Source organism: Nocardia sp. NPDC004068 (genome assembly GCF_042874315.1).
In the GTDB taxonomy this organism is placed as follows: domain Bacteria; phylum Actinomycetota; class Actinomycetes; order Mycobacteriales; family Mycobacteriaceae; genus Nocardia.
In genome coordinates this window covers 84,669-105,755 of record NZ_JBIAMW010000008.1, presented here as the reverse complement: position 1 = coordinate 105,755, position 21,087 = coordinate 84,669, and the positions used below count along the sequence as shown (strand labels likewise).

Below are 21,087 nucleotides of genomic sequence, written 5' to 3'. Positions count from 1 at the left end.
TTTGAATAAGGGGTGCGGGTGGGGGTGGGGCTTATTTGGGGCTATCGGGTGGGGGGGGTCAGGCGACGATGGTTTGGAGGTGGGAGCCGGTGGGGTTGCGGATTACGTGGAGGCGGCTGGGGATTCGTTGGCGCATTTCGTCTACGTGGGAGACGACGCCTACTACTCGGCCGCCGGAGCGGAGTTCGTCGAGGACGGACATGACGGCGTCGAGGGTGTCGGCGTCGAGGCTGCCGAAGCCCTCGTCGATGAAGAGGGTGTCGAGGACGAGGCCGCCGGATTCGGCGGAGACGACGTCGGCGAGGCCGAGGGCCAAAGACAGTGAGGCCATGAAGGTTTCGCCGCCGGAGAGGGTTTTGGCGGGGCGGATGGCGCCGGTGTAGTCGTCGCGGATGTCGAGGCCCAGGCCGCCGCGGCGGCCGCGGGGACCGGCGGCGTCGGAGTGGACGAATTCGTAACGGCCGCCGGACATTCGGCGCAGGCGGACCGAACCGGCCAGGGCGACCTCCTCGAGCCGGGCGGCCAGGACGTAGGAACGCAGGGACATCTTGCGGTTGTTGGCGCCACGGCCCGCGACGACGTCGGCGAGTTCGGCCAGTTCGTCGTGCGCGGTCTGCATGGGCGTGATGTGGTCGACCGCCGCCCACAGCTGTCCGCTGAGATCCTCCAGATCCGAGACACGACGCGTCGCCTCGGCGTGGGCCGCGATCGCGGCCTCGTGACACGAACGCGCCTGTGCGACAGCCGCTTCCGCAACGGTGAGATCGCCGGGCTCGGTGGTCGCGGCGGCCCGGATGTCCGGCTCGGCCAGAACCTTCTCGGCATGGGCGCGGACCTCCTCGGCGGCCGTGAGTTCGGCCTCGATGTCGGCCTGCTGCCGGGCGGTTCGGGTGGCCGCGTCGACGATCTTGGCGTAGGCCGCCAGCACCGCGTAGTCCGGCTCGGCCGCACCGTCGGTGACGACCGATTCGCCCTCGGTGATCAGACCGGCCGAGCGCGCGGTCAGTTCGACGCGGCGAGCGGCGGCGGTGAGATGGTCTCGTGCCGAGGCGGTTTCGGTCCGGGAGGAGCGCAGGGCGGTGGCGTCGGCGATCAATGCCTCGAGGCGGGCGCGGCGGCGTTCCACCGTGCCGTCGGCTCCGGCGGCGAGACGCAGCCGTTCGGTGACCTCGGCGAGGCGACGGTCCGCGGCGGAGATGCGTTCGGCCACCGCGCCGGTACGGCCCTCGGCGTCGCGGAGTTCCTCCTGGAGGTTCGTGTCCTCGGTGCGCAGGCGGGCGAGTTCGACGGTGAGGTCGTCGTGGCGGGCGGCGATGGTGTTGGCCGCCTGGTAGCGGGTGGTCGCGGCGTCGAGGGACGCGGTCAGCTCCGCGGTATCGCCGTCGCCGCCGCGTTCGGTGAGGACCTCGCGGCGGCGTTGCAGTTCGGTGACGCGCGCCAGGGCGCGTTCGCGGGCGGTCTCGGCGGCGCGTTCGGCGGCGACGGCCTTCTCTTCGTCCGCCTTGGAGGCGGCGGCCGCGACGGGTCGCGCGGGGGCGGGGTGCTCGGTCGAACCGCACACGCTGCACGGATCGCCCGCGTTCAGAGCGCCCGCCAATTCGGCCGCCATTCCGGCCAATCGGCGTTCGCGGACGTCGAGGGTGCGTTCGCGGGCGTCGTTGTGGGCGGCGCGCGCCGAATCGTGTTCGGCCTCGGCGCGGGCGAGATCCGCGCGCACCCGGATCAGTTCGACGGCGGCGGTCGCGGCGGCCCGCAGCCGCTCACAGTCGGCGGCGAGGCCGGGGAGTTCGGCGACGGCGTCGGCGGCCTCGCGCAGGCGGACCTCGGCCGCGCGAATGGCCTCGGGGAGTTGGGCGCGCCTGGTGGAGAGCGTCTTCAGTCGAGCGGTGAGCCGGGCGTGCTCCTCGCGGAGGGCGGCGAGGTCGGTGCGGAGGCGGCGAGCCGAATCGGCGTCGCTGCGGACCTCGTCCAGGGCGCCGATTTGCGTGGTCCAGCGTTGGACGGCCTGCTCGATGCCGGAGGGTTGGGGTGAATTCGGTTGCGGCTCAGTGTCTTCGGCCTCCGGCGCTGTTGCTTGGTCGGCCACCGTTCGCAGCGGCCCGTTTCGGCGCGCGGGCCTCGAAGGTTCCTTCGTGACGATGTCGAAGAGGCCTGGTTCGTCGTCGAACAGGCTCGGTTCGTCCGAGTTCGGGTAGGGGAAGAGGCCGAGTTCGTCGCCCATCGGCGTCCGCCGCGCACCAGCGGCGTCCGCGTCACTTGCCCCACCGTCCGACGGCCCTGCCGCTCCTGTTTCCGTGTCACTTGCCCGACCGCCTGACGACCCTCCCGCTCCCGCTTGCGTATCATCCGAATTCGCCCGCTCGCCATAGACATTCGAGCCGAACGTCCCACGCGCAGCCTCAGAGTCGCCCCCACCCGTACGCGAACCAGCACCACCCCCCGCCCCCGCCTCCACATCCCCCGCCAACGGTTCGATGGCCCGCAGATCCTCGCCCCATTCGGTACCCGCCAATTCCCCCTCGGCGAGATCCATTGCCGCCCAATATGTCCCACTGATCTCGAGACTGGCGGGTTCGAGCAGGCGCCCGGCGAGACGCTCCGCCAGCGAACGCGACTCATCGGCCCGACGGCGAACCATCACCGCCGCGGCTCGCGCCTCCGCCAGCCCGGCGGCCACCGGTTCAACGCGGCGGGAGCGGTCGAGTTCGTCGCGCCGCTGGCTACGCAGGTCGGCCGCGGCGTGGTACTCGGCGAGCTGAGCGCGGGCGTTGGTCAGCCGCCTATGCAGGTCGTGCAGGCGGCGCTGTTGATCCGCCGCCGCCTGGGCCTGTGTCGAATCCTGTTGGCAGCGTGCGAGTTCGGCGGCCGCTTCGGTGGCGCGGGTGCGGGCGGTGGTCAGCAGGCGTTGCGACCACTCCACGGCCTCCAAGGGTCCGACGGCCTCCGTCGGGCCGAGACCCGCCACGCCGCCGATCCGGGCGGTGAGCCGATCGATGTGCTGCCGCCGCGTCTCCAGCTCGGCCTGACCGTCGCGCCGCCGCTGGGCCAGCCACTGTTCGGCCGTCCCGAAACGCTCTGTGTCGAAGAGCTTTTCGAGCAGCCTCTCGCGATCCTCGTTGTCCGCCCGCAGGAATCGCGCGAAATCGCCCTGTGGCAGCAACACCACCTGGAAGAACTGGTCGGCGCTCATCCCGAGCAGCCGGTTCACCTCGTCGCCGATATCCGGTATGCGCGAGAGGTTTTGGCCGTGCCCGTCCAGCCATTCGAGTGTGGCCGCCGCATTCTCGGTGCGAAATCCCGTGCCGCGCTTCTTGGGTCGCTGGAACTCCGGTGTGCGGATGAGCCGCAGCCGCCGACCGCCCAGCGTCGCCTCCAACAGCACCCGCGGCGGGGTCTGCGGGTCGGCGTGATCGGAATGCAGCCGCTTGCTCTCCCCCCGCGCGCCCGGCACCCGGCCGAACAGCGCGAAGGCGATCGCGTCCAGCACGGTGGTCTTCCCCGCACCGGTCTGCCCGTGCAGCAGGAACAGCCCGTCCGCGCCGAGTTCGTCGAAATCGACCGTCGCGGTCTCGGCGAAGGGACCGAACGCGGTGACCTCCAGCCGGTGCAACCTCACGCCCGGCCTCCTGTCGCGAATACGGCCTGGTGGACACAGAATTCGCCGAGCAGCCGGGGGCCACGAGGGGCAGCATGGGCGCGGAACTCACCGAGCAACCGGGGGCCACGAGGAGCGGCTTGAGCGCGAATCTCACCGAGCAGCCGGAGGCCACGAGCGACGGCTTGGACGCGGAACTCACCGAGCAGCCGGGGGCAACAGGGAGCGACTTGAGCGCGGGTCTCATCGAGTAGCCGGGGGCCACGAGCGACGGCTTGGTTACGAAACTCACCGAGCAGCCGGGGGCCACGAGGGGCGACTTGGCCGCGGAACTCACCGAGCAGCCGGGGGCCGCGAGCGCGGGCCGGGCGGTGTGGTGGATGGGCCTGCCCGTCATCGTCGGCGTGCGAGGAGTCCGTCATGCCGACAGTTCCTCCGAAACCTCGCGAACCACCTCGGTTTCGGCCGTCGCGGCGGCGAGTGCGCGCTCCAGCCAGTGCAGTTCGGTGGGCGTCGGGTCGCCCCGGACGTCGGCGAGGAAGGTGTGGGCGATCTCGGTGTCCCGGCGACCGTGCACGCGTTCGCGGTACCGCAGCTCCGGATTGCCCTCGGGGCGGGACCATTCGACGTGTACGGCGTGCGGGAAGCGGTCGCGGAGGCGGCGCAGGGCGTCGATCGGGCGGGCGTGGTCGGTCAGCGTGGCCGAGATGTAGTGGGTCTCGCAGTCGGAGTGGGCGGGATCGGCGAGCAGGTCGTCCAGGGTGCCGGTGAGCTGGGTCAGCCCGCGGACCTGGGGCAGGTCGCGGCGGCGCACCTCGGCCAGGCCGTCGGCGTCGAAGTCGAGCAGCCACACCGCTTTTCGATGGGAACGCTCGGCGAACGAGTACGGCAGCGGGGAACCGGAGTAGCGGACGGACTCGGTGAGGGTCTGCGGCGAGTGCAGGTGCCCGAGGGCCACGTAGTCGATGCCGTCGAACGCGCTCGCGGGAACCGTCTCGACGCCGCCGACGGAGATCGATCGTTCCGAACCGGTCGCCTCGCCGCCGACGACGAACGCGTGGGCCAGCACGATCGAGCGCGGGTCGCCGCGCCGGGCCAGATCGGCGCGGATCCGGGCCATGGCAGCCTCGAGGATCTCGGCGTGCGAGCGGGCCTGCGGCACATCGAGTTCGGCGCGGGTGATCTCCGGCTCCAGGTACGGAATGCCGTAACAGGCGATTTCGCCGTATTCGTCCGAAAACGTGATCGGGCGGTCCACGTCGGCGACGGTGGTGCGCAGATGCAGTCCGCCCGCCGCCGCGAAACTCCCGAGCGCGCCGAGCCGCGTCGGCGAGTCGTGGTTGCCGGAGGTGGCGACGATGACCGCCCCGGCGGCGCGAACGGCCTCGAAACCCTTGTTGCACACCGCGATCGCGTCAGCGCTCGGGATCGACCGATCGTAGACGTCGCCCGGTAGCAGCACCACCTCGACGCCCTCGGCGGCCACGATCTCGGCGATGGCCGCCAGCGAACGTTCCTGGTCGGCAAGCAGATCGACGCCGTGGAAGGTGCGCCCCACATGCCAGTCCGAGGTGTGCAGCATCCGCATGCCGCGAAACCGTAGGGCATGACACCGACAGAGTCGAAACCGCCGGGCCGGTCGTGGCGCGAAAACGCCACTTTGTCGGTGGCATACGGCACTATCGGCTGCATGACCGCACCGATGCTGTTCGCGCTGCTGTTGGTGTTCTGTGCCGGAGTCGGGCTGGGCTGGCTGGGTTGTGTCGCGCGGGCGGGACAGCGCGCGGCCCGCGCCGAGGCGAGCCTGGCGGCGTTGCGCGACAACGAGCGATTGCTCCGCCAGTCCCTGAGCGCGGCGAGCGAGGATGCGGCACGGCGCAATTCGCACGCCGTCGGCGCGCTGGTGGAGCCGCTGCGGGAGGCGGTGAACGCGCTCGAACAGCACATTCGTCAGGTCGAGCACAGCCGCATCAACGCGTATTCCGGTCTGCGCGAACAGGTCGCGGGCATACAGCGGCTGTCGCATCAGCTGTCCACGCAGACCGGTCAGCTGGTGTCGGCGCTGCGCGCGCCGCAGGTGCGGGGACGCTGGGGCGAGATCCAGTTGGAGCGGGTCGTGGAACTGGCGGGCATGTCGCGGCACTGCGATTTCGACACCCAGGTCACCGGCACCGGACGCGACGGCGGCGTGCGCCCCGATCTGGTGGTGCGACTCGCGGGCGGTCGGCAGATCGTCGTGGACGCCAAGGTGCCGCTCACTGCGTATCTGGACGCGACCGCCGAGGAGGACTTCCGGCTGCGCGGCGAGCATCTCACCCGGCACGCCAAACATCTGCGCGCCCATATCGATCAGCTGTCGGACAAGGCGTATTGGGCGGCGTTCGACCCGTCCCCGGAATTCGTCGTGCTGTTCGTCCCGGGCGATCCGTTCCTGGACGCCGCGCTCACCACCGACGCGGGTCTGTTGGAGTACGCCTTCGGGCGGAACGTGATCCTGGCCACCCCGACCACGCTGATCGCCTTGCTGCGCACGGTCGCCTACGGCTGGCGGCAGGAGGCGTTGTCCCGCGATGTGGCGACCATTCAGCAACTGGGTCGCGAGCTGTACACGAGGCTGAGCACGACCGGTACGCATCTGGATCGGCTCGGCGCGCAATTGGGCAAATCGGTCGAGGCGTTCAATCAGACGGTGGCGACGGTCGAATCGCGGGTCATGGTGACCGCGCGGCGGCTGCACGAACTCGAGATCGGCGATCGGGACGTGCCCGACATCCGGCGTGTCGACGCGTGGCCGCGGGCCGTGGAATGCGTCGACACCAGCGATTGACCAGCCCTTCCGCCCGGCCTCGACACACGTTTCGGTCGCTACCGATAGTGTGCTTTACGTGGCAGCTACCCAACGCGACCGATCCGAGGTGCCGGCATCGCACCGATCGATCATTCCGTCGGTGCCCGGCGTCCCGGCCGGGGCGGCGGTCTTGATCGCGGTGGCGTGCACGTTCATCGGATTCTTCATCGACTCCGGGGGCAGCGGCAAGGATCTGACGCACGTGTTCGCGGCGGCCTACATCATCGGATGTGTGCTCGCGGCGCTGGTGGTGCGCTATCGCGGCCTGTTCACCACCATGGTGACCCCGCCGCTGCTGCTGTTCGTGGCGGTGCCGCTGGCGTATCAGCAACTGATCGGCCACAGCTCGACCTCGCTCAAGGACATCCTGCTGAATCTGGCCATCCCCCTGGTGAATCGGTTCCCGGTGATGGCCATCGCGACATTGCTGGTGCTGGCAATCGGGGCCGTGCGGATGTATCTGCACCGCCAGGAGGCCGGGCCGGGCCGGAGCGGGGATCGCGTCCGCAAGGGCGATTCGTGGGGGCCGCGGCCCTCGGCCGAGCGCGCGCGGCGGGGGCGGTCCTCGGCCGGGGAGAAGGCGCGGCGGGGGCGTCCGGAGAAGGGCGATCCCGAGGGGACATCTCGCACGGGCCGCCGTCCCGGTGCGAAGACGGCCGAGCGTCCGGCCGCGAAAACCGGGGAGCGCTCGTCGAGAGTGCCGCCCGGTTCGGGCTATTCGCGTGGTTCCGAGCGGGCGGCCGGGGCCGAGCAGCCGCGCCGCGGTCGACCGCAGCGCAGTGGTGAGGTTCCCCCGCATCCGCGGCCCAATGTCCGCTACCGCGAACGGGATTCGGGCCGCATCGAACACTGACGTGCCGCACCGGCACTGCCCGCCGGGCGGCACGTCGCGGTGCCCGTTCGTCCCTCCGGCACCGGCCCCACGTGTGGCATATCGGTGGGGCGGCGATGTCGTTACGGCCCAGGGCTATTCGCGGGTGGCGCGAATCACATTCGGGGCGTTTTGATTCCGATGGTAGCGGCGTATTCGGCGGCGAGCCAGGGGGCGAGATCGTCGATGATGAGGTCGAGGACGGGCGGGTCGGCGTGTGGGGCGCGGGCGGCGGTGGCGGCGCGGCGCATCTGGGCGGCTCGGTGCGGGTAGTAGTGGGCGAAGACTTCTGCGGAGCGGGCGAGGTCGCTGGTCCAGCCGCCCCAGCGGGGCATGACGAGAGTCAGTCCGGTACGGACTGTGCGGCGGGAGATCTGCCTGGTCAGGCGGGTTCGTTCGGCGTCGGTGCGGCATTCGGCCCGGCGTTCGGCCCAGGTGGGCAGGAGGAGATGCAGGTCGCCGTTGGTCTCGCGGGCGAGCAGGGTGGTCGGTCGGTAGCGCGGCAGGTGGGTGGCGAGGTCATCGCCGAGGAGTGGGGTGCACAGGCAGGCGACGAACCAGCCGAGGTCGTGGCGTTCGAGGTCGCTGAGCAAGGTGGTCGTGGTGGCGAGAAGTATTGCGGCGCCGTCGATTTCGGGGTGCGCGGCGTCCAGTTCGGTGGAGATCGCGGTGGCGTCGGCGCGGTCGGTGTCGGTGGGTTCGGCGTGCATCGCGAGCAGTAGGTCGAGATCGGACAGCCCCTCGACCGCTGTTCCGCGCGGGACGCTGCCGTACAGGTAGGCGCTGTGCAGGCGTTTCGGTCCGAAGGTCCGCGCGATCGCGGCGCGAGCGTGCGTGACGATGGGTTCGAATCGCGGCGGGACGCGTTCGAGCGAACCCTCTCGGGCGATGAATCCCTCGGCGTCCAGCCCCTCGACCGGCTCGCCTTCCAAAACGTTCACCTCATGCCCGGCCTTCCCAGGTTCGCCAACCCCAGCCGCACCCTTTATTTGGATCCGCACCCGTTGCAGGGCCCTGAAAGGGGTGCGGATTCGAATAAAGGGTGCGGCTGGGTTGCCGTACCTGGGGTCGTTGGCCTTGGGTAGCTGGACGGGGCTTGTCCCCATGCGGGATTGGTCAGCGGCGGGTGGGGCGGAGTTCGCGGGGGAGGGCGAAGACGAGGGTTTCGTTGGCGGTGGTTACCGGGTGGACGTCGGCGAAGCCGTGGTCGGCGAGGAGGTCCAGGACGCCGCGGACGAGGATTTCGGGGACCGAGGCGCCGGAGGTTACGCCGACGGTGTGGATGTTCTCGAGCCAGGACGGGTCGACCTCGCGGGCGAAGTCGACGAGGTGGGCGGCGCGGGCGCCCGCGTTGAGGGCGACCTCGACCAGGCGCTTGGAGTTGGAGGAGTTGCGCGAGCCGACCACGATGACCAGATCGCATTCGGGGGCCATGGCCTTGACCGCGGTCTGACGGTTGGACGTGGCGTAGCAGATGTCGTCGCTCGGCGGGTCCTGCAACTTGGGGAAGCGCTCGCGCAGGCGCTGCACGGTCTCCATGGTCTCGTCGACCGAGAGGGTGGTCTGGGAGAGCCAGATCACCCTGTTCTCGTCGCGGACGGTCACATTCGCGACCGAGTCGGGGCCGTCGACCAGCTGTACGTGGTCGGGGGCCTCACCGGCGGTGCCCTCGACCTCCTCGTGGCCCTCGTGGCCGATGAGCAGGATGTCGAAGTCGTCGCGAGCGAAGCGCTTGGCCTCCTGATGCACCTTGGTGACCAGCGGGCAGGTGGCGTCGATGGTGTGCAGGTTGCGCGCGGCGGCGGCCTCGTGCACCGCGGGCGAGACGCCGTGCGCGGAGAACACCACGACCGCGCCCTCGGGCACCTCGTCGGTGTCGTCGACGAAGACGACGCCGCGCTCGCGCAGCGTCTCCACGACGTGCCGGTTGTGCACGATCTCCTTGCGGACGTAGACCGGCGCGCCGTGCTTTTCGAGCGTGCGCTCCACGGTCTCCACCGCCCGATCCACCCCGGCGCAGTACCCCCGCGGCTCGGCGAGCAGCACCCGCTTCGTGGCACCGGTCACAGCGGACCCGGCCGACCGCGCGATTCCGACGTTCAAGGGGATTGCCGACGACATGCCCCCAGCTTACGTGGCTCACCATCCGCGGCCACCGCGAGCCGCTGACCTCACGCGGACCGCCGACCGATATCCTCGACGGACACCGCACCACCGATCCCTGGGGGCCGCTTTGCATCACACGGCATTTCGGGCAGGCTAGGACTATGTTCCGACCGCCGTTCATCGCCCGCGTCGCCGCCGGTGCCGCCGTTTACGCGATCGAGGAAACTCGTCGGCTACCCACGGTGGCAATGAATTTCCCGATCACCGCCATCAGTCGCCTGCTGCAGACGACCATGCACACGCAGCAGTTCGTGACCAGCCTGGCGCTCAAGGGCGACCTCGTTTTCGACCGCCTCGCCAACCGTCCCGTGGAACAGCCCGAATGGGCGACCTTCGACGAGGACGAGATCGACCAGCAAACCCCCGGTTTCGCCGCGGACACGAGCCGCAAGAGCCGTTTCGATCTGTACGACGAGCCCGAGCCGACCTCGGCGCAGAGCAATTTCAACGCCCCGCAGCCGCCCGTGGAGACCGACGCCGTCGTGCCGCGTCCGCTCGCGCCGGAGAGCGATTACACCGCGCCGCAGCCGACGACCGCGCCGGACGACTCCGAGCCGGAGCCCGAAAGCGCTTCCGGCGCAACGCCTTCCAGCAACGGCAAGCCGGAGACCGTCGACACTCCCGAGGTCGCGGTCCGCTTCGACTACGAGAACATGACCCTGGCGCAGCTGCGCGCCCGGCTGCGCGTGCTCAGCCTCGACGACCTCGCCACCCTGCTCGAATACGAGCTGAAGACCCGCGACCGGGCCCCGTTCGTGACCATGCTGACGAATCGGATCGCCACAGTGCAGGCCAAGTGAGCGATCCCCGCGGGAATTCGCCGGAGAATCCCTGGCCGGTCCGCAGCATCGCCGTCAAGGTCGCGCAGTGGATCGATCGGCTCGGCAGTGTCTGGGTCGAGGGGCAGATCACCCAGATCAATCTGCGGCCGGGGGCGCGCACGGCGTTCCTCGTGCTGCGCGATCCCGCGGCGGACATGTCGCTGTCGATGACGTGCGAGTCGGAGCTGTTGCGCGCGGCGGCCGTGCCGTTGCAGGAGGGCAGCCGCGTCGTCGTGTACGGCAAATTGTCCTATTTCACCGGGCGCGGCACGATCTCGTTGCGCGTCACCGAGATTCGGCCCGTCGGCATCGGGGAGCTGCTGGCGCGCATCGAGCGGTTGAAGGCGTTGCTGGCCGCGGAGGGGCTGTTCGATCAGCGGTTGAAGCGGCCGATTCCGTTCCTGCCCAAGACGATCGGGCTGATCACCGGGCGGGCGAGCGCCGCCGAACACGATGTGCTGACCGTCGCGCGGGGACGCTGGCCCGCGGTGCGATTCGAGATCCGCAACACCGCGGTGCAGGGACCGACGGCGGTGCCGCAGATTCTGGAGGCGCTGGCCGAGCTGGATCGCGATCCGGCGGTCGAGGTGATCGTGCTCGCGCGCGGCGGCGGCAGCGTGGAGGATCTGCTGCCGTTCTCCGACGAGACGCTGTGCCGGGCCATCGTGGCGGCGACGACGCCGATCGTCAGCGCGATCGGGCACGAGCCGGACAATCCGATCTCCGACTACGTGGCGGATCTGCGCGCGGCCACGCCGACCGACGCGGCGAAGCGGATCGTGCCCGACGCGGCGGCGGAGTTGGCGCTGGTCACGGAGTTGCGGGAACGGTCGGCGGCGGCGTTGCGGGGGTGGGTGGATCGGGAGGGGCGCGCGCTCGCCCAGCTGCGGTCGCGGCCCGTGCTGGCCGAACCGCTGCGGCTGCTCGATCAGCGCTACGACGAGGCCGAGCGGCTGCGGACGGCGGCGCGGCGGGCCGTCGACCATGTCATCACCACCCAGGCGACCGCCACCCGGCATCTGCGCGAGAAACTCACCGCGGTGGGTCCGGCCGCCACGCTGGCGCGGGGATACGCTGTGGTGCAACGGGTTTCGGGTAACGAACGGCACGTGATCCGCGCGGTGGCCGATTCGCCGCCCGGCACCCAGCTGCGGATCCGCGTCACCGACGGCGCGGTCACCGCGGCCGCGCTCGGCAGCCAGATCCTGACCACCGACCGGAAGGAGTCACCCGATGAGCGCCGATGATCTCGCCGAGATCGCGACCTTCGGGTACGAACGCGCCCGCGACGAGCTGGTCAATGTCGTGAAGATGCTGGAACAGGGCGGGATGGATCTCGACGACTCGCTGGCGCTGTGGGAGCGGGGCGAGGCGCTGGCCAACCGGTGCGAGGAGCACCTCGCGGGCGCCCGCAAGCGCGTCGAGGATGCCCTGTCGCGACGTTCGGACGGTGCGTCGTGATCCGGCGGGTGGTGCCCGATCTGCGGGTCGCGGATCTCGCGGCGAGCCGGGAGTTCTACCGGCGCTTGGGCTTTCACGAGGTCATGGATCTGGGGTGGGCGGTCACGCTCGCGTCGCCGGAGCAGCCGACCGCGCAGGTGATGCTGGTGAGCGCGGAAACCGAGGCGCCGCAACCGGATGTCAGCGTGGAGGTCGCGGATGTGGACGCGGTTTACGCGGCCATGGCCGGGGGCGACATCGTGTACGAGCTGCGGGACGAGCCGTGGGGGGTGCGGCGGTTCTTCGTGCGGGATCCGGATGGGACCGTGGTGAACGTGCTCAGCCATCGGGCGTAATCCCAGCATACGGCGGCGGCCGCCCGGGGCACGCCCGATCGGCAAGCGGCGGTTGCCTTTCCGATCAGCCGTCGGCGATGGCTGCCAGGGTGCGGGCCAGTCGCTCGTGGGTGATGCGCCAGGGGTTCGGGGGGAGGTCGTCGTCGGCGAGCATCTCCAGCATGCGGACGAGTTGGAGATAGCGGACGCGTTCGATGAGGAGGGGGTCGAGGGGGTCCATGCCCGCGCCGTGCAGGAAAGCGGGCCAGGTCTGGTCGATCAGGTCGGAGCCGCCGAGGCCGACCGTCCAGATCCACCAGGCCACGTCGAAGAGGGGGTCGGCCAGGCGGACCGAGCCGAATTCGAGCAGTCCGGTGATCTTGGTGCCCTCGACGAGGACGTTGGCGGGGGTGTAGTCGCCGTGCGCGAGCACCGCCGGGCGGCCCTCGAACAGGTCGGGCAGATCCGCCAGGACGTCCTCGATGGTGGCGGTCTGCTTCGGCGTGAGGACCGGGGCGAGGCATTCGGCCCAGGCGTCGGCGCGGGCGGCCAGGTAGTGCGGGCGCGCCCACGAATCGTCGAGTTCCAGGTCGGGACAGGGCAATTCGGCGAAATCGGTCAGCAGTTCGCCCATATCGAAGGCCAGCGCCTGGAGATGCGGACCGGAGGGTTCGATGTGCGCGGCCGCGGGTTCGCCGGGTAGTTCGTCGAACACGATCCACGGCGGCTCGGCGTCCGCGTCCGCCTTCCGGACAGACGGAAGCGGAATCGCCTTGGCGGCGGCCGATTCTCGCAGCGCACCCAGCACCCGCACCTGCCGCTCGACCTCGCCGCGCTTGCGGCACCGCTGCGCCATCACCCGCGTGCCGTCCGCGAGCGCCACCGTCTCCGCACCGTTCGGCAGCACCCGATCGGCGGCCGTGGCGTCCCCGATCGGCTGCCCCAATGCCTCCTGGAGCCAACCGAAGTCCGCACGATCCACCTGCCCACCCTAGCCGAACTCGGAGAGGGATCCGCCGAAAAGCGCGGCGGAACAAGAGGTGGGGCGTGGCGGAGCAAGCGAGAGGACGCGGCGGGACAAAGGATGGGGCGCGGCGGAACAAGCGAGGGGACGCGGCGTAGCAAGAGAGGGGAGGTGGCGGAACAAGGTGGGGCGCAGCGGAGCGAGGTGGGCGCGAGGGAGCAAGGGCGGGCTACGGCGGAACGAGGCAGGGCGCGAGTCATCCAATGACATACGCGGACAGACTATTTGGCCTTATTTGGGCGGGTCCGGTCTGTGGCGGAGGTAGAGGTCGCGGAGGAGGGCTATTTCGGCGCCGTGGTGGATGGCCTCGCGGTTGATGTGGAGGATGAGGGCGGCGAGGGGGTAGTCGGCGAGGCGGCCTTCGCCGGGGCCGCAGGGGGCGGCGAGGGCCTCGGGGGTGAGGGCTCGGACGGCGGTGGACCAGAGTTTGTAGGACTGGTCCAGTTGGTCGAGGGCGGCGGTGGCGGTGCCCGCGTAGGGGAAGGATTCGTAGGAGACGGGTGGGGCGCCGAAGTGGCTGGCGGCACGCATGCCGAAGACGCCGACGATGATGTGGGCGAGGCGCCAGGCGATGGTGGTGACGGGCTCGGGATCCGGTGGCGGATAGGCGAAGTCGACCGTGAACGGGCCCGTGCCGGGTTGGTCGTCGGTGGTGCGCGGGCGGACGGTCCAGCTGTCGGGGACCGGCTCCCAGAGGTATTCGTCGTCGGTCAGGCCGTCCAGCCGCGGGCGTAACTGGCTGTGCCAGTGGTAGTCCAGCTGGTCGGAAAGCTGCGTGGCCCAGTCGATCTCCATGGGACCCCCTTCATGGATTCGGATGTCGCCGCCAGCATAGGGACGACCACCGACAAGTTCGGGGGACCGGGGTCTGCATAGGGCGACCACGAACAGTTCCGCGCAGGTCGCGGTCGTCGACGACGATGTGGTGGCCCTGGCGTTGAGGCGGAGCCGGCGTCAGGACCGGCGTCAGGGCTGGACGGGTGGTGCGGCCGCGGCCGCGGTGGCGAGGGTCGTGTAGGCGGATTGGTCGCCCGCGCCCTTGACGAGCAGCCGCACCGGACCGAGGTCGGTGATCCAGGCCGGTTCGCTGCCCTGGACGTGGAAGACCGTCCAGACATGGTCGTCGATCCGCTGGGTGCCGCTGGGGGTGCGGGTGTTCTCGATGTGGTTCGCCAGCGCGTCCACGCTCGCGTTCGACTGCGTGAGCTGCATGTAGCTGCCCTGCGGCGTGATGAATCCGACCGTGCTGACCGCTCCCCCGCCCGTCCCGGTGACGGTGTCGCGCGTGCCCGAATTGGGCTTCCAGGTGTCGGGGAGGCTCGGCTGACGAATCGGGAACGGCAGTGTGCGAGCGTCGTCGCGCAGGGCCGACCGCAGATCGAACTCCGGGATCCGCCCCTGCGTCGGCCCGTGCGTGGTGAAACTGCACTGACTGGCCACTCCCGCCAGCACCACGCAGATCAGCACGAGCGGAATCAGCGACCAGAACAAATCCCGGTAGTCGTGCAGGATTCGCGGCTTGGGAGACGACACGCTCCCAGTATCCACGCGTCGCGCTGTGACCAGGCGCACCCCCTCCATACGGAAATGGAACGGCGGTACCTGATTGGGGGCCGGAACCGTTCTGCGACAATTCAGCCAGCAGGACACAACTGAGGAGGCACCGTAATGACGGCACCCACGCCCGCGACCAGCCGCCGCGAGGCCCCCGACCGCAACCTCGCGATGGAACTGGTCCGGGTGACCGAGGCCGGAGCGATGGCCGCGGGTCGCTGGGTCGGCCGGGGCGACAAGGAGGGCGGCGACGGCGCGGCGGTGGACGCCATGCGTCAGCTCGTGGCGTCGGTGTCGATGCGCGGTGTCGTGGTGATCGGCGAGGGCGAGAAGGACGAGGCGCCGATGCTCTACAACGGCGAACTCGTCGGCGACGGCACCGGTCCGGAGGTCGACTTCGCCGTCGACCCGATCGACGGCACCACCCTCATGTCGAAGGGCTCGCCGGGCGCGATCTCGGTGCTCGCGGTGGCCGAGCGCGGCGCGATGTTCGATCCGTCCGCGGTGTTCTACATGGAGAAGATCGCCGTCGGCCCGGAGGCGGCCGATGTCATCGACCTGTCCGCGCCCATCGCGGAGAACCTGCGCCGCGTCGCCAAGGCCAAGAACTCGTCGGTCTCCGATCTGACCGTGTGCATCCTGGACCGGCCGCGGCACGCGCGGCACATCCAGGAGGTCCGCGACGCGGGCGCCCGCATCCGATTGATCTCCGACGGCGATGTCGCGGGCGCGATCGCCTGCGCGCGCCCCGACTCCGGCACCGACGTGCTGATCGGCATCGGCGGCACGCCCGAGGGCATCATCGCCGCCGCGGCCATGCGCTGCCTGGGCGGTTCGTTGCAGGGCAAGCTCGCCCCCAAGGACGAGGCCGAACGGCAGAAGGCCATCGACGCGGGCCACGACCTGGACCGCATCCTCTCGACCGAGGATCTGGTCTCCGGCGAGAACGTCTTCTTCAGCGCCACCGGCGTCACCGACGGCGAATTGCTCAAGGGCGTGCGCTATTACGGCGGCGGCGCGTACACGCAGTCGATCGTCATGCGCTCGAAGTCGGGCACGGTCCGCATGATCGACGCCTACCATCGCCTGACCAAGCTGCGCGAGTACTCCTCGGTCGATTTCGTCGGCGACGAGCACGCGGTGCCGCCGCTGCCCTGATCCGATGCGCGGTCCGCGTGTTCCCGTCCCGCGTGTGCGAAAGCCCTCAGGGTGTAGCGACCAATTCGGGCGCACGCGGGCTTAGGGTCGAAATCATGACCGAGGAGCAGCAGTACCGCATCGAACACGACACGATGGGCGAGGTCCGCGTTCCGGCAGCCGCGCTGTGGCGCGCGCAGACGCAGCGGGCCGTGGAGAACTTCCCGATCAGCGGCCGCGGCCTGGAGCGCGCTCAGATCCGGGCATTGGGCCTGCTCAAGGCGGCCTGTGCCACCGTGAACCGGGACCTCGGGCTGCTCGACGGCGGCAAGGCCGACGCGATCATCGCCGCCGCGACCGAGATCGCCGACGGCCGTCACGACGACCAGTTCCCCATCGACGTCTTCCAGACCGGCTCCGGCACCAGCTCGAACATGAACGCCAACGAGGTGATCGCGAGCCTGGCCGCCGCGAACGGCGTGACCGTGCACCCCAACGACGACGTGAACATGTCGCAGTCGTCCAACGACACCTTCCCCACCGCCACCCATCTGGCCGCCACCGAGGCCGTCGTCAAGGACCTCGTCCCGGCGCTCGAGCATCTGCGACTTCGGTTGCTGGACAAGTCGATCGAATGGCGCGAGGTGGTGAAGTCCGGTCGCACGCATCTCATGGACGCCGTGCCGGTCACGCTGGGTCAGGAGTTCGGCGGCTACACGCGGCAGGTGAGTTCGGGCATCGAGCGGCTGCTCGCCACGCTGCCGCGGCTCGGCGAGCTGCCCATCGGCGGGACCGCGGTCGGCACCGGGCTCAACGCGCCCGACGGGTTCGGGGCCAAAGTCGTTGCCGAACTGCGCAAGTCGACCGGCTTGGACGAATTGGTCGAGGCGCGTGACCATTTCGAGGCGCAGGCCGCCCGGGACGGGCTGGTCGAGGTGTCCGGCGCGCTGCGCACGGTCGCGATCTCGCTGACCAAGATCGCCAACGACATTCGCTGGATGGGTTCCGGGCCGCTGACCGGGCTCGCGGAGATTCAGCTCCCGGATTTGCAGCCGGGGTCGTCGATCATGCCCGGCAAGGTGAATCCGGTTCTGCCCGAGGCGGTTACGCAGGTGGCCGCGCAGGTTATCGGCAACGATGCGGCTATCGCCTGGGGCGGCGGTAACGGGGCATTCGAACTGAACGTCTACATTCCGATGATGGCGCGCAATGTGCTGGAGTCGATTCGCTTGCTGGCCAATGTCTCCCGGCTGTTCGCCGACCGGTGCGTCGAGGGATTGACGGCCGATGTGGAGCGCCTGCGTCGCCTGGCCGAATCCTCCCCCTCGATCGTGACCCCGCTGAATTCCGCGATCGGTTACGAGGAGGCGGCGGCGGTGGCCAAGGAGGCGTTGAAGGAGCGTAAGACCATTCGGCAGACGGTCATCGATCGCGGGCTGATCGGGGACAAGCTGTCGGAGGAGGAGTTGGATCGGCGGCTGGACGTGCTGTCGATGGCGAAGGTGGATGAGCGGAAATAGCCGACTGCGCGGGTAGGGAATCCCCTACCCGCGCAGCGCGGTCGTCACATGCCGAGAATGTTCCGGCCCTCGTCGACCAATATGTTGAACCATTTCATGGCAATGGTGAGCATCGTGCTCAAGTCATCCATGAGCATGGGGCACTCCTTCCTGCTACCGGACACTTGTTAATCGGCAGCAATCGGTGACCCGTTTCACACCAGCGCGGGGTAGTCGCGCAATTCGATGTCGTTGGCGGCGTCGTCGCTGAACTTCAGCATGAGATTGAACGCCCGGGAACCGAGGAACCAGTTGCGCATCCGGATGCCCAGCGCGGTCTTCGGGGCCATGAAGCGTCCGGCGTTCGCGTTGCCCGCGATCTTGGCGTAGCGGCGCATGATCTCGTCGTAGCGGGCGTACGCGACGGTGTGGTCGCCGTCGGCGGCGACCAGTTCGCCCGCGAGCACATAGGCGCCGACGACGGCGAGGCCGGTGCCGAATCCGCCGAGGGTGTTGCCGTAGGCCGAATCGCCGACCAGCGCGACGCGGCCCCGGGTGTAGTGGCCGTCGAGGCGGACCTGGCTGATCGAGTCGAGGTAGAAGTCGTCGAGGGTGTCCAGTTCGGCGAGCATGTCCGGCACGCCGCCGCCCATCGCCGCGAAACGTTCGGTCACCAGGCGACGCTGTCCGGCGGTGTCGCGGCGGTCGTAGTCCAGTTCGGCCGAGGCGAACAGATACATCTGCGCGGCCTTCGCCCCGCCCTCGACGGCCATCCGGCCCGGGGCGTGCCAGGCGTTGGCCGAATTGCGTTGCCGCCGAGCGGGATCCGCGCCCCAACCCGGCGCGCCCGCGACGCAGTAGTAGTAGCCGAGGTGCCGGACGTAGTCGGCTTCGGGGCCGAAGGCCAGGCGGCGGACGCCGGAGTGGATGCCGTCGCAGCCGATGACGAGATCGAAGGTGCGCGCGGGGGCGTGCTGGAACTCCACGTGGACGCCGGAGTCGGTGTCGGTGAGCGCGGTGACGGCGTCGCCGAAGACGTATTCGCAGGCGTCGGCGGTGCGCTCGTAGAGGATGCGGGCGAGGTCGCCGCGCAGGATCTCGACATCGCCGCCGAGGAATTCACCGGACAGCCGGGCGCGCTCGCGGCCCCGGTCGTCGACGTAGATCATGTCGGTCCGGCCGGTCTGGTGGCGGTGGATCTCGTCGAGGACGCCCATGCGTTCGAGCACCGTGAGATGGGTCTTGCCCTTGAAGTCGACGGCCTGGCCGCCGGGGCGCAGCGCGGGCGCCTTCTCGACGACGGTGACGGTGTAGCCGTAGCGGTTCAGCCAGTAGGCGAGGGCGGGACCGGCGATGCTCGCGCCGGAGATGAGGACGGTCTGGTTGCGCATGGTGGGCTCCGAGGGTTAACTGCGTCTGCTGGACGCTTTTTAGCGTATGCTGGACGCAGTTTGTACGTCAAGCCCTTCTTCGTCAGGATGGAAACCATGTCGGCACCAACCACCCTCGAACTGCTGTGGGGCAACCAGCAGCGCCCCCGGCGCGGCCCGAAACCGTCGCTGTCGCTGGATCGGATCGTGGCCGCGGCCATCGAACTCGCCGACGCGGAGGGTTTGGCGAATCTGTCGATGCAGCGTCTGGCCGAGAAGTTGGGGTGCGCGAAGATGGCGTTGTATCGGTATGTGCCGGGGAAGTCGGAGTTGACCGCGCTGATGCTCGACGTGGCCATGGGGCCGCCGCCGGAACTACTTGCATCCCAAGCGGATTCGGGCGAGGAGCTCTGGCGGGCCCGGCTCCGGCTGTGGACGATCACGATCTTCGAACGGATGTCCCGTCATCCTTGGAGCCTGGAGGTGAGCCTCGGCGCTCGTCCCTTCGGTCCGAACGAGATGGACTGGACCGAAACCGCCCTGGCGGCCCTCGCCGATACGTCCCTCACCGGCCCTCAGCGGCTCGACGCTGTGGTCCTGCTGGTCGGCCACGCGCGCAACCTCGCCCAGCAGGCCATCGCCTCCCCCACCATCGACGTCGAATCCGGCCTCGCCACGGCCCTGGCCGAAACCCTCGCCACCCACGCGGACCGATACCCCCACACCCTCACGGCCTTCGCCGAGTCCACCGACCCGTCGTCCCGCGACCAGGCTCTGGCCTTCGGCATAGACCGAATCCTCGACGGCCTCGCCGCCCTCCCCTCACCCTGAGTTCCCCCAGGTTCACCAACCCAGCCGCACCCTTTATTCGGATCCGCACCCGTTCCAGGGGGCTGGAAGGGGTGCGGATTCGGATAAGGGGTGCGGGTGGGGTCGGGGCCGAATTACAGTCGAGGGTATGTCCGAGACTCCGGGGTTGCAGCAGGGGGCGGTTACGACGGTTCGGGAGTTCTTCGTCGCGCTGGAGATGGGGGCCGTGAGCGAGGCGGTGGAGCTGCTGGATCCGGATGTGGTGTGGAAGAACACCTCGTTGCCGGATGTTCGCGGGGCGCGGCGGGTGGGGTCGATCCTGCGCGGGCTGAGCCGCAAGGCGTTCGGATTCCGAGTGGACATGCACCACATCGCCGTGGAGTCCGAGAGACATCCCACCGCCGAGGGACAGACCGTCCTGACCGAACGCACCGACTACCTCCGCGTCGGCCCGGTAGAAGTCGGCTTCTGGGTCTGCGGCACCTTCGAACTCGTAGACGGCCGAATCACCCTGTGGCACGACCACTTCAGCTGGGAGAACTTCCTCCGCGGCACCTTCGCGGGCCTGTGGAAATCCATCCGCCGCTGACCTCCCCGCCCTCCCGAAAGCCGAGCGAACACAGCCGCACCCTTTATCGGGATCCGCACCCCTTGTAATGCCTTGTAGGGGGTGCGGATTCGAATAAAGGGTGCGGCTGGGTTGCCTCAACCACGGAAGGGGAACGGCCCGGTGCGGTACCCCGCACCGGGCGGCGGGTCAGCGCTTCAGGTGGGCGAGTTCCGCGCGGGCGGTTTCGCCGGTTTCGCCGAAATCGGTGCGGGTGAAGAAGTTCCAGCGGTCGAGCAGCGGGGTGAAGACCAGGTCGGGTTCGCGGGTGGGGTCGTAGATGCCTGCTTCGGCGAGGACCTTGGTGCTGTTGCGGCCGTCGGCGAGGGTTACCTCGGGGACGTGGAAGTCGGTTATGCGGTCGGCGATGGCTCGGGCGGTTTGGTCGGGGGCCAGGTCGAGGGCGGCGGCGACCAGGTTGGCGAAGAAGACGGACTGGAGTTCGTCGTCGGCGGCCAGGCGTTCGGAAATGGCTGTGACCAAAGGGTTTTCGTTGAGGGCCGCGGTGTTGCGGTGGCGGACGGCGGCGGCGGATTCCTCGAAGGCGCACAGGGCCAGGACGTCGAGGAGGTGGAGGGCGGGGCGGCGGAAGCCGGTGGTCATGTGGGCCATGCGGAGGCGTTCGAGTTCGACGGGGTCGACGGCGCGGCTGACCATGAGGTAGTTGCGGATGAGGATCTCGTGGCGATTCTCCTCGGCGGTCCAGCGGCCCACCCAGCGCCACCAGTGGCCCGTGCGCAGGTACTTGCCGAGTTCACGGTGGTAGGAGGGGAGGTTGTCGGCGATGAGGACGCTCACGATGAGCGCGACCCTGGCGACGTCCCCGAGCTCGGATTGGTCGGGCTCCCAATCGGTTCCGCCGAGGAAGGCGAAGTTGCGGCCGTCCGCCCAGGGCACGTAGTCGTGCGGCTGCCACCCAGCGGCCTCCTCGACGTGCCGGCGCAGATTCACTTCCACCTCGTCTGCCAGCTTCTCCAGCAGCTCACGGTCGGTCAAGACACTTTGCACCC

20 protein-coding genes are annotated in these 21,087 nt (G+C 69.5%); 11 read left to right on the top strand and 9 right to left on the bottom strand.

What is annotated here, in order from left to right; genetic code table 11:
* Positions 1-58: 58 nt before the first annotated feature.
* Positions 59-3,616, bottom strand: coding sequence for an AAA family ATPase (locus tag ACFYTQ_RS21245; RefSeq protein WP_387363402.1), 3,558 nt, complete (start codon positions 3,614-3,616; stop codon positions 59-61).
* A gap of 29 nt (positions 3,617-3,645) precedes the next feature.
* Here ACFYTQ_RS21245 and ACFYTQ_RS21240 point away from each other — a divergent pair, with 29 nt between their 5' ends.
* Entirely contained in the window at positions 3,646-3,849 is a 204-nt protein-coding gene (locus tag ACFYTQ_RS21240) for a hypothetical protein (protein ID WP_387363399.1), read from the top strand.
* 164 nt (positions 3,850-4,013) lie between these two features.
* On the opposite strand, the gene ACFYTQ_RS21235 is transcribed toward ACFYTQ_RS21240, so the two are convergent.
* Positions 4,014-5,183 (bottom strand): exonuclease SbcCD subunit D, encoded by a 1,170-nt coding sequence (locus ACFYTQ_RS21235; protein WP_387363396.1) that lies wholly within the window; start codon positions 5,181-5,183, stop codon positions 4,014-4,016.
* Between the two features lie 102 nt (positions 5,184-5,285).
* On the opposite strand from ACFYTQ_RS21235, the gene ACFYTQ_RS21230 reads away from it, so the two are divergent.
* Together ACFYTQ_RS21230 and ACFYTQ_RS21225 are read left to right on the top strand one after the other, a co-directional pair.
* On the top strand, positions 5,286-6,422 hold the full coding sequence (locus ACFYTQ_RS21230; RefSeq protein ID WP_387363393.1) for a DNA recombination protein RmuC: 1,137 nt from the start codon (positions 5,286-5,288) through the stop codon (positions 6,420-6,422).
* Between the two features lie 121 nt (positions 6,423-6,543).
* The gene (locus ACFYTQ_RS21225) at positions 6,544-7,296 is read left to right on the top strand and encodes a DUF6542 domain-containing protein (RefSeq protein ID WP_387363390.1); all 753 of its coding nucleotides are present in this window, start codon (positions 6,544-6,546) and stop codon (positions 7,294-7,296) included.
* A 134-nt stretch (positions 7,297-7,430) separates the two neighbouring features.
* Here ACFYTQ_RS21225 and ACFYTQ_RS21220 read toward each other — a convergent pair whose 3' ends face one another.
* Entirely contained in the window at positions 7,431-8,255 is an 825-nt protein-coding gene (locus ACFYTQ_RS21220; RefSeq protein WP_387363387.1) for a hypothetical protein, read from the bottom strand.
* A gap of 175 nt (positions 8,256-8,430) precedes the next feature.
* Positions 8,431-9,435 carry a 4-hydroxy-3-methylbut-2-enyl diphosphate reductase gene (locus ACFYTQ_RS21215; RefSeq protein WP_387363384.1) on the bottom strand — a complete coding sequence of 335 codons (1,005 nt, stop codon included), beginning with the start codon at positions 9,433-9,435 and terminating at the stop codon, positions 8,431-8,433.
* 146 nt (positions 9,436-9,581) lie between these two features.
* Here ACFYTQ_RS21215 and ACFYTQ_RS21210 point away from each other — a divergent pair, with 146 nt between their 5' ends.
* Genes ACFYTQ_RS21210 through ACFYTQ_RS21195 form a run of 4 tightly spaced genes read left to right on the top strand, consistent with a single transcriptional unit; the run spans position 9,582 to position 12,097 of the window.
* Positions 9,582-10,280, top strand: coding sequence for a lipid droplet-associated protein (locus tag ACFYTQ_RS21210; protein WP_387363381.1), 699 nt, complete (start codon positions 9,582-9,584; stop codon positions 10,278-10,280).
* Positions 10,277-11,548, top strand: coding sequence for an exodeoxyribonuclease VII large subunit (gene xseA / locus ACFYTQ_RS21205; RefSeq protein WP_387363378.1), 1,272 nt, complete (start codon positions 10,277-10,279; stop codon positions 11,546-11,548). Before ACFYTQ_RS21210 ends, xseA begins: the two co-directional genes overlap by 4 nt.
* Positions 11,535-11,762: an exodeoxyribonuclease VII small subunit gene (locus ACFYTQ_RS21200; protein ID WP_387363375.1), complete on the top strand. Its 228-nt coding sequence runs from the start codon at positions 11,535-11,537 to the stop codon at positions 11,760-11,762. The genes xseA and ACFYTQ_RS21200 overlap by 14 nt, the downstream gene beginning before the upstream one ends.
* Complete coding sequence (locus ACFYTQ_RS21195) at positions 11,759-12,097, top strand: VOC family protein (RefSeq protein WP_387363372.1); 339 nt, start codon at positions 11,759-11,761, stop codon at positions 12,095-12,097. The genes ACFYTQ_RS21200 and ACFYTQ_RS21195 overlap by 4 nt, the downstream gene beginning before the upstream one ends.
* Before the next feature lie 64 nt (positions 12,098-12,161).
* Here the strand turns inward: ACFYTQ_RS21195 and ACFYTQ_RS21190 are convergent, their stop codons facing one another.
* From ACFYTQ_RS21190 to ACFYTQ_RS21180, 3 genes are all read right to left on the bottom strand, one after another.
* Complete coding sequence (locus ACFYTQ_RS21190; RefSeq protein WP_387363369.1) at positions 12,162-13,058, bottom strand: phosphotransferase family protein; 897 nt, start codon at positions 13,056-13,058, stop codon at positions 12,162-12,164.
* Between the two features lie 273 nt (positions 13,059-13,331).
* On the bottom strand, positions 13,332-13,889 hold the full coding sequence (locus ACFYTQ_RS21185; protein WP_387364241.1) for a DinB family protein: 558 nt from the start codon (positions 13,887-13,889) through the stop codon (positions 13,332-13,334).
* 177 nt (positions 13,890-14,066) lie between these two features.
* Positions 14,067-14,633, bottom strand: a complete 567-nt coding sequence (locus tag ACFYTQ_RS21180; protein WP_387363366.1) for a DUF4245 domain-containing protein — start codon at positions 14,631-14,633, stop codon at positions 14,067-14,069.
* 135 nt (positions 14,634-14,768) lie between these two features.
* On the opposite strand from ACFYTQ_RS21180, the gene glpX reads away from it, so the two are divergent.
* Both glpX and ACFYTQ_RS21170 read left to right on the top strand, forming a co-directional pair.
* Entirely contained in the window at positions 14,769-15,812 is a 1,044-nt protein-coding gene (glpX, locus tag ACFYTQ_RS21175; protein WP_387363363.1) for a class II fructose-bisphosphatase, read from the top strand.
* Between the two features lie 95 nt (positions 15,813-15,907).
* The gene (locus ACFYTQ_RS21170) at positions 15,908-17,311 is read left to right on the top strand and encodes a class II fumarate hydratase (RefSeq protein WP_387363360.1); all 1,404 of its coding nucleotides are present in this window, start codon (positions 15,908-15,910) and stop codon (positions 17,309-17,311) included.
* Positions 17,312-17,505: 194 nt separating this feature from the next.
* Here the strand turns inward: ACFYTQ_RS21170 and ACFYTQ_RS21165 are convergent, their stop codons facing one another.
* A complete protein-coding gene (locus tag ACFYTQ_RS21165; RefSeq protein ID WP_387363357.1) occupies positions 17,506-18,681 on the bottom strand; it encodes an FAD-dependent monooxygenase in 1,176 nt (391 codons plus the stop codon).
* Positions 18,682-18,777: 96 nt separating this feature from the next.
* Here ACFYTQ_RS21165 and ACFYTQ_RS21160 point away from each other — a divergent pair, with 96 nt between their 5' ends.
* Both ACFYTQ_RS21160 and ACFYTQ_RS21155 read left to right on the top strand, forming a co-directional pair.
* Positions 18,778-19,491, top strand: a complete 714-nt coding sequence (locus ACFYTQ_RS21160; protein ID WP_387363354.1) for a TetR/AcrR family transcriptional regulator — start codon at positions 18,778-18,780, stop codon at positions 19,489-19,491.
* Between the two features lie 127 nt (positions 19,492-19,618).
* The gene (locus ACFYTQ_RS21155; RefSeq protein WP_387363351.1) at positions 19,619-20,059 is read left to right on the top strand and encodes a limonene-1,2-epoxide hydrolase family protein; all 441 of its coding nucleotides are present in this window, start codon (positions 19,619-19,621) and stop codon (positions 20,057-20,059) included.
* 168 nt (positions 20,060-20,227) lie between these two features.
* Here ACFYTQ_RS21155 and ACFYTQ_RS21150 read toward each other — a convergent pair whose 3' ends face one another.
* Positions 20,228-21,085, bottom strand: coding sequence for an acyl-ACP desaturase (locus ACFYTQ_RS21150; protein WP_387363348.1), 858 nt, complete (start codon positions 21,083-21,085; stop codon positions 20,228-20,230).
* Positions 21,086-21,087: the final 2 nt, after the last annotated feature.